The sequence below is a fragment of the Sphingobacterium sp. UBA6645 genome (assembly GCF_002455685.1).
GTDB lineage: Bacteria > Bacteroidota > Bacteroidia > Sphingobacteriales > Sphingobacteriaceae > Sphingobacterium > Sphingobacterium hotanense.
This window is the reverse complement of record NZ_DKLH01000083.1, coordinates 1-7,554: the sequence shown is the minus strand read 5'-3', so window position 1 is coordinate 7,554 and position 7,554 is coordinate 1. Positions and strand designations below refer to the sequence as shown.

Here is a 7,554-nt window from a genome sequence, read left to right as displayed (position 1 = left end):
TTCTCATCCAAATCAAACAACGATCGGTTGTATGTATCTAATGGCTCCTGATCTTCAGCCAATTCGATTACCAAGTCGCTCTCCGGAAGGTGCGTACCGCCAACCGATGCAGCAATATATCCCAAGGTTTCTCCGCCAGTTAAAGGCACAACTTCTTGAAAAGTATTATGATAAGAACTGCTGATTAATGCGACCACATTCTTATACATTTCTTTTTCAAACAACTCGTTGTCTTTGCATGATGATAACATCCCCACTAGGGCCATCATTGCTATATATCTACGTTTCATGTGTTTTCGATTAATGTCAATATTAATATCCTGGATTTTGATCTAGCGACGGTAATCTTCTCAATTCCTCACGCGGAATTGGAACCCATACCAATTTCTTGTGAACAACGCGTTTCAAGAAGGATGAAGTCCCCGGAATCACACGTTTGTAATACGTCTCTTTAGTCGCCCCATCCGGATTCATGCCACGGATCGGTTCACGCTCGGTCTCCTCATAGATCCCCCAACGACGAACATCATAGTAACGTCTGTTTTCCCAAAGAAACTCAACCATACGCTCACGCTCAATTTCACTTTGAACCGTTTGCGGATTTCCAACTTTTGCAGCATTCAAACCTGGCAATCCAGCTCTATAACGAACTTGGTTAAAGGCATTCTTGATGGCTTCTTCTTCACGATTAACCGTATATTGTCTTCCACCTAATTCTACTGTATGGCTTCCTTTTAAATTATTCAACGCTTCGGCATAGGATAATAAGATCTCAGCATAACGGATAATCGCATAGGATTTCTTCATACGGCGAGCACCCGTACCGCTCCAAGCGTCCATCGGATGAACGAACTTCTTAATAACATATCCTGTAATCGGGTAGTTTGGAGATGTTGCAGTAACGCCTCCACGTCCATCCGCATCCTGATAATAATATTTTGCAGTATAGTTATTCAACGAAGCACTCGATTCAGCTTGCCAAACTGCTTCGTTAAACCCTACAGAAGCGTAAAAACGCATTTCTCGATTTGCATACATATTGTAAACCCCAGCATTTAAAGGATATCCAGAGAATCGCTTCGCTTGCGTTGTAAAACCATTTTCCGAATAATAACCATCAATCGTTGCCTCTTCCTTCGTGCGACCATCATCCATTAAATAAGCATCTACCACTTTTTGTGTCACGCAGAAACGACCCCAACCACCTAAAGATGGAGGAAATGCCCCCTTCGTTATTGGATCACTTATATAATCTGTATTTCTTCCCCAAATAACCTCCTTATTTGTTGCCGGAACCGCCTCTCCTGTAAATATTTCTGAATAAGAGCGAAATGCATCAATTCCCGCCGCACCATTCGGAAACTGTCCATAGAAGTTCGGATCAGAAGTTACACCTTGAGGGAGTTGTTTTGTCTTATCATCAGCTATCGCGGTATAAAGCTTGTATTGCCCCAAATCCATAACGCGTTTTGCCGCCGCGGCCGCAACAGCCCAACGTTTCTCATCATATTGTTGCGATACATAATGTGCGCCATCTGTTTTACGTGTCCAGCTACCAAAGTAAGCAGCAGCTACAGGACCACCGTTAAATAATGGACTTGCATGAATCAAACGAAGACGTGCAATCAAAGCATAAGCTGCGCCCTTGCTAGGCTTTCCGAAATCTAAAATCGAGACCTCTGCAGGCAAAAATTGAGCTGCCTTTTCAAATTCTTCTACCGTATAATCCATCGTCTCATCGTAAGTTGCTCTCGGGCGATCGTAGTATTCGATAGGTTCATTTGTATTGACGATCTCATCACCCAACAGAATGGCAGGACCGTAATCCACCAAAATATTATAGTACGCATATGCACGGATAAATCGTGTAAAGCCTTCAATACGATGACGATCGGCTGTACTTAGATCGCGGGGCACATCGAGATTTGCCAATATGCTATTGCACTTACGAATAATCTTATAATATCGACCCCATTGATTCAGGTTATAGTTATCATCAGATGACCCTGCACCGAAAAAATCCGGACTGATATTCCCAGTCACATAGTCCATTCCGTAATAAACGTTGGTGGAACCTGCCCCTGTCAATCCATTGAAACCTTCATCCGTAGCCATCGGTCCTGGCGTGTAGCCAAAACGTACTGTGTTGGATTCATCCGGGAACATCGCTGCCGCCCCCCACATATAAGCTTCTATATTTCTTGTACTGCTGAACGCAGAGTCGATATTAAATTCATCGTCAAAATAATTATCAATGTTTAGATAATCCTTACATGAGGATGTTGAGGCAATAGCAATCAGCAGAACCGAAAGTTTAGCTATTTTATTTATGATCGTTAATTTCATTTTCATTATCACTTTATCCATTAAAAATTAAGATATACTTGCATTGAGTAAGTTGATGGGATCGGATATTTTCGACCATTCCATGCCGCTTGCTCCGGATCGAATATTTTCACCTTGTCCCAGATATACAGGTTAGTACCCACGAATTGTAAATCAAGAGACTTTACGCCAATGCGTTTCACGAAATTCGGCGATACATTATAGCTTAAGGTCAATTCTTCTAAACGGACGTATCGAGAATCACCCTGCCAAAATGAGGAAAGCTGACTATTGTTCGCGTTATTACCATATTGTAATCTTGGGAAAAGCGCATTTGGATTCTCCGCTAATGAAGGATCGATACCATTCGCTACAGCGTAGTCCATCGGTATCCACCGATTATTAGGATCGGCTACTATGGAAAGTACATTACCTTCGCTGCCATTAAAGAATGGCATATACCCCATACCATTTACTTTTTTCACGTCGTTTAACTCCATCTGTTGTCCTACATAGAAGAATGATGTTCGGCCGGTACCTTTAAATAAAAGACCCAAAGTCAGATTCTTAAAGCGGAATTCACCACCAAATCCAAACATTGCTAGCGGATAGTTACTATGCGTCAAAGGAACTTTATCTAAGGCATCGATAACCCCGTCCCCATTCACGTCTTTGTACTTGATATCACCAGGTAACACATCACCAAAAGACTGCTTCGGACTGTACTTAATATCCTCTTCGTCTTTGAATAGACCTAAGGCCTGATACCCACGAATAGACTTATGCGGGAATCCGTTAAATTCTAAATAAGGGTACTCTAAATAAGCTTGCTCCCAATTCTGAACGAGGTTTTTTGAGTAAGTGAAATTTCCTCGCAAGGTGAAGCCCATTCGATCTGATAAATTATGTGTGAAACTAATATTTCCGTCGACACCTGAACTCCTCATACGACCAACGTTTGCAAATGGGTTGGAAACAACACCCACATAGGAAGGGACTTGTACGCGTTGCTGGAAGATACCGTTACGTTGATCTTTAAAAATATCGAACACAAAATCGATCTTGTTGTTGAATAACTTCCCTTCAAAACCGATATTCGATTTTATTGCTCGCTCCCAAGCTAAATTGTCTGCACCAATACGTGTTTCATGAATTGTTTCAATTCCCGGGATTCCCCATATATTGGATTCCTTCTGGTTTACTTTTGTCAAATATGGAAATCTGATTTCTGAAATACGGTCATTACCAACTGTTCCATAAGAAGCACGGATCTTAAAATAATTAAGCCACGGCGCATTCTCCTGCAAATATTGGTATCCCGTTGGCACCCAGCCTAAAGCAATCGACGGGAAAAATCCGTACTGTCTGCCTGGTTGGAAGTTTTCAGATCCGGTATAACCAAAGTTCACATCTAGGAGATAGGTATCACGAAATCCATAGGTCAAACGACTGGATACACCTTGATAACGCAATGGAATTGCCTCCAGGTTATTCTTAGCGTCATCCGTATGCTTCGCATCGCTCAAATAGTAATAGATCAATGCAGATGTGCGGTGATCCGTGCCAAACTGCCTATCATAGTTGATCACGGATTCAAAGTGATATTTACGATATTGTTTAATTTCCTTGGTATATTTCGCCTTCTCCTCCAATACCGTCTGCTGCATAATAAGCGATCCATCCGGAGCACGTCCTAATGCTTTGGAAAGTCCGGGCTGAACTTTTCGACGCTCCTCAAAGAAACTATGTACATCATAAGCACCCTGAGCTCTAAATTTTAAGCCCTTAACCCATGGATCGAAGTCCTGATTCAACGCCAATGTTACCTTGCCTTTGAAGGCTTCATCCAATGCTTTACCTGTACGATTGATCATCACATAAGGCGATGATGCATCCTCGCCGCCTAGTCCCGGCAGCATACCATTAGAATATTGTGTTGGAAGCGCTAATGGTGTTAAACGCGATTGTGCGCCCCAGATGTATTCTGTATTAGCTACACCCGGTTGTTTTAATTGTGATAAGAAACCATCCGATCCTAAGTAAACCTTTGTTGTTTTCGTTAAATTAACATCAAGGTTGATACGGTAGTTGTATGTATTGAATCCTACATTGGAACTATATACGCTATTTGGATCAACTTTGTAAGCCGCAGACTCATTCTTTCCGCCCAAGCTTAAGAAATAACGCGCAACTTCCGACCCTCCACGGCCACTTACATAATAACTTTGTCTCCAGGAGTTTTTGTTCAAGATCTCATCTTGCCAATTTACATTTGGATACATATCAGGATCCAGACCGTCGCGAATAATTCCCATTTCCGTTTGGTCGTACAAAGGGCTTTGACCGCGCAGTGCAGTTGCCTCGTTCGCTAATGTGGCATAATCGAATGCATTTAGATATTGCGGCAATCTATTTAAATGTGAAAGCGTAGAGTTTGCTCTCGCCGTAATTTGAATCCGATCTACCAAACCGCGTTTTGTTGTCACTAATACAACACCATTTGCTCCGCGTACTCCATATACCGCTGTTGCAGAAGCATCCTTCAAGATGGAGAAGCTTTCCACATCAGCTGGGTCAATTGTATTCAGATCGCCTTCAAGTCCATCGATCAATACAAGCGCACTACTATTGGCTCCAAATGTACCAATACCACGCACCCAGAATTCGGAGATGTTCTTCCCCGGTTCACCACTCGATTGCATCGAAATAACCCCGGCAGCTCTACCCCCAAGCAGATTGGCGATGGAAGGAGCAGGAGTTTGTAAACTCTTGACATCAACCGTTGTAATCGCTCCTACGGAACTTATCTTACGCTGAACATTCCCCAGCCCCACAACGATGACCTCATCGATGTCTGAGCTCTTCTCGACAAGCTCGATGATTAAATCAGCTTTCGATTCAATCGCTAAATGCTCTTGTATATCATATCCGGTATGGCTGAAAACCACTTTATCTCCATAGTTGACAGTCATATTAAAAATACCGTCGTTGCCAGTTGAAGTTCCTGCGGAAGGTTTATCCTTCACAAATATGGATACCCCCGACATGGGATCTCCCGTCGCATTCACTACCTTCCCGGCAATTGTTAATTCTTTTGTTTCCTGCGCATTCGCAATCGAGAAGATTGAACAAAAGAGTAGCAAACAGATAGCATGAAAAATCTTCATCTTTTTTATTGCTTAATTAGTTTGTGTTGGTTTTATATTTAATTGATCGGAAATGATTATTCAATCACGAGTTTTCGAATCCTAGCATTGCTCCAATCTGCGATATAGATATCGCCTTGCTCATTCACCGCAACGCCCCAAGGTTGGTTAAATAATGATTCCGCAGGGCCTCCATCTTTGTAACCTGATGTTCCAGGTCGGCCTGCCACCGTTGTCACGATATTATCTGCCGACACCATGCGTACGCAATGATTACCATAGTCCGCCACGAACATGTTCCCGTCATTATCAAACTTGATGTCTTTAGGATAATTGAATAGTGCATCTTCAATCGGTCCATCACGAAAAGCACTACCTCCAGGGGCATTCATGCGCTTGAAACCGCCAGTTCCGTTAGGATCACGTAGGTCAAGTACCGATATACCTTGTCTAAACTCAATAGGATTCGCATTGGAGTGCAATGTGATGTACAATAACCAGGGTTTCTTAGGATTGATAGCTTGTCCATATTGTGAACCGTATGGCCCTTGGTGAACAATCTTCGCTTCCATGGTTTCTGGATTAATCTTCGCTATTTTGCCGTCGCGATAGCGGGTGTATAAATGACCATCATAAGGACAGAACGTCACAAAGTTTTTGTAGCGATCCGCATCGACAATCGATGTCAAGTCAGCCGTAGAATACTTCACATTTCGTTGTCGAGGATACCATGCTTCGCGAGGGTCAAATGTAAATATCACCTCTTTTGTCGACTCATGTGCTGCAGTTAGCATGCCCGTTGCACGGTCAACAGTCAAACCATTCGCATAAAGTATTCTTGTCGCCGATGGCGCTTCAATTAATGGTGTAACGATGTTTTCCTTCTCATTGATTCTAGCAACACCAAAGGTAGCCGGGTTGCCCCCGTCGCGCCATGACATAAAAATATTACCCTCTGCATCCAATTCTAAATATTTTCCGTAAACCTCTGCTTCCGATAAGACTCCCGGTTTAAAATTCTTTTGCCCGTTTCCAGTCACCGTACTCACCTGCGCTTGTGTATGATAGGTAAAGGAATTCTCATAAACCAATGAATCTTTGCCCACGACAACCGAAATCTTAGGATCAGCGCCAGGCATGCGAGGTACGATCGCGTAAATGCGATTACCGCTCGAAGAAATAATGGAAGCCTTCGCTTTATTGAAATAGACTTTAATTTTAGATGGGTCTGTTCCAAAGTTTTCGCCATCTAAAAGTATTTTAGTCCTCGCTCCGCCCTCTAACGGAAAGTACGAGCTAAGCACAATCGGCTTGGAAGGATCATGCTCACTTTTCTTCAAAGTCTCTTCGTCTTTACAGCTGTTGAGCAGGAGTAAAAACGCCAGAGGCATCATTAGTACACTACGAATTTTCATAACGTTGAGATTAATATTTACTTTAAAAGTTTTAAAATTTCATAAGCATCTGAAAACTGAAAGCTTTCTTTCAAAAACGAAAGAGAACATAACAACAAGCGCACAGTTTAAGGTTAAAATTTATGATTGTGCTTTTTCAAAAGTTTGAGCAAAACTAGCCAATAGACTTGTTGGGAATGTTTAGAACCAGTTACTATATTGTTAATGTTGTATTAAGAGGATCGCAGGAAGGAAACTTTAATTTAACTTTAAAAAAGTACAGCATTTAAAATAAAAAGAAAATAAAAAAGAGTAACCTACAAGCAATCACTCCCCTACATAAGTCTTTTCATACCCAAATCAAAGCCCTTTCAAAAGGGTCCTGATTGGGCTTTGTATTGGGTTTGAATTGGGTTTGAAAGGGGACTGAGGAGAACTTGGTATTAGATTTTAGATATGAGATATTAGACGTTAGATATTAGACGTTAGATATTTGAACCAGGAAAGGAAGGATGCAAGAATGGGCAGGATATTACATTTCGTCGGATGTCGCTATGCGATTCGTAGGTTTTTAAGAGACGTTTAGTGAAACGTCTCTACGCGGTTCGTCATGATTACCGCCTATGTAGTTCAAATCCATATAGAAGCCAATTGGACGCCAATGCGTAGAGACGTTTCACTAAACGTCT

The 7,554-nt window shown here is 42.0% G+C and carries 3 protein-coding genes and 1 pseudogene; all 4 read right to left on the bottom strand.

Annotated features, from left to right (window positions below):
- Window positions 1-290, bottom strand: a pseudogene (locus B2400_RS14655) (hypothetical protein); the annotation flags it as partial.
- Between the two features lie 22 nt (window positions 291-312).
- Window positions 313-2,346, bottom strand: a complete 2,034-nt coding sequence (locus tag B2400_RS14650; RefSeq protein WP_286652201.1) for a RagB/SusD family nutrient uptake outer membrane protein — start codon at window positions 2,344-2,346, stop codon at window positions 313-315.
- A gap of 20 nt (window positions 2,347-2,366) precedes the next feature.
- Window positions 2,367-5,492 (bottom strand): SusC/RagA family TonB-linked outer membrane protein, encoded by a 3,126-nt coding sequence (locus B2400_RS14645; RefSeq protein ID WP_286652202.1) that lies wholly within the window; start codon window positions 5,490-5,492, stop codon window positions 2,367-2,369.
- A 56-nt stretch (window positions 5,493-5,548) separates the two neighbouring features.
- On the bottom strand, window positions 5,549-6,886 hold the full coding sequence (locus B2400_RS14640) for an IPT/TIG domain-containing protein (protein WP_286652203.1): 1,338 nt from the start codon (window positions 6,884-6,886) through the stop codon (window positions 5,549-5,551).
- Between the last annotated feature and the right edge of the window lie 668 nt (window positions 6,887-7,554).

Excerpts from the sequence above, each read along its gene's own strand:
- B2400_RS14645 (WP_286652202.1), bottom strand. The coding sequence starts at position 5,492 with ATGAAGATTTTTCATGCTATCTGTTTGCTACTCTTTTGTTCAATCTTC.
- B2400_RS14650 (WP_286652201.1), bottom strand. The coding sequence starts at position 2,346 with ATGAAATTAACGATCATAAATAAAATAGCTAAACTTTCGGTTCTGCTG.
- B2400_RS14640 (WP_286652203.1), bottom strand. The coding sequence starts at position 6,886 with ATGAAAATTCGTAGTGTACTAATGATGCCTCTGGCGTTTTTACTCCTG.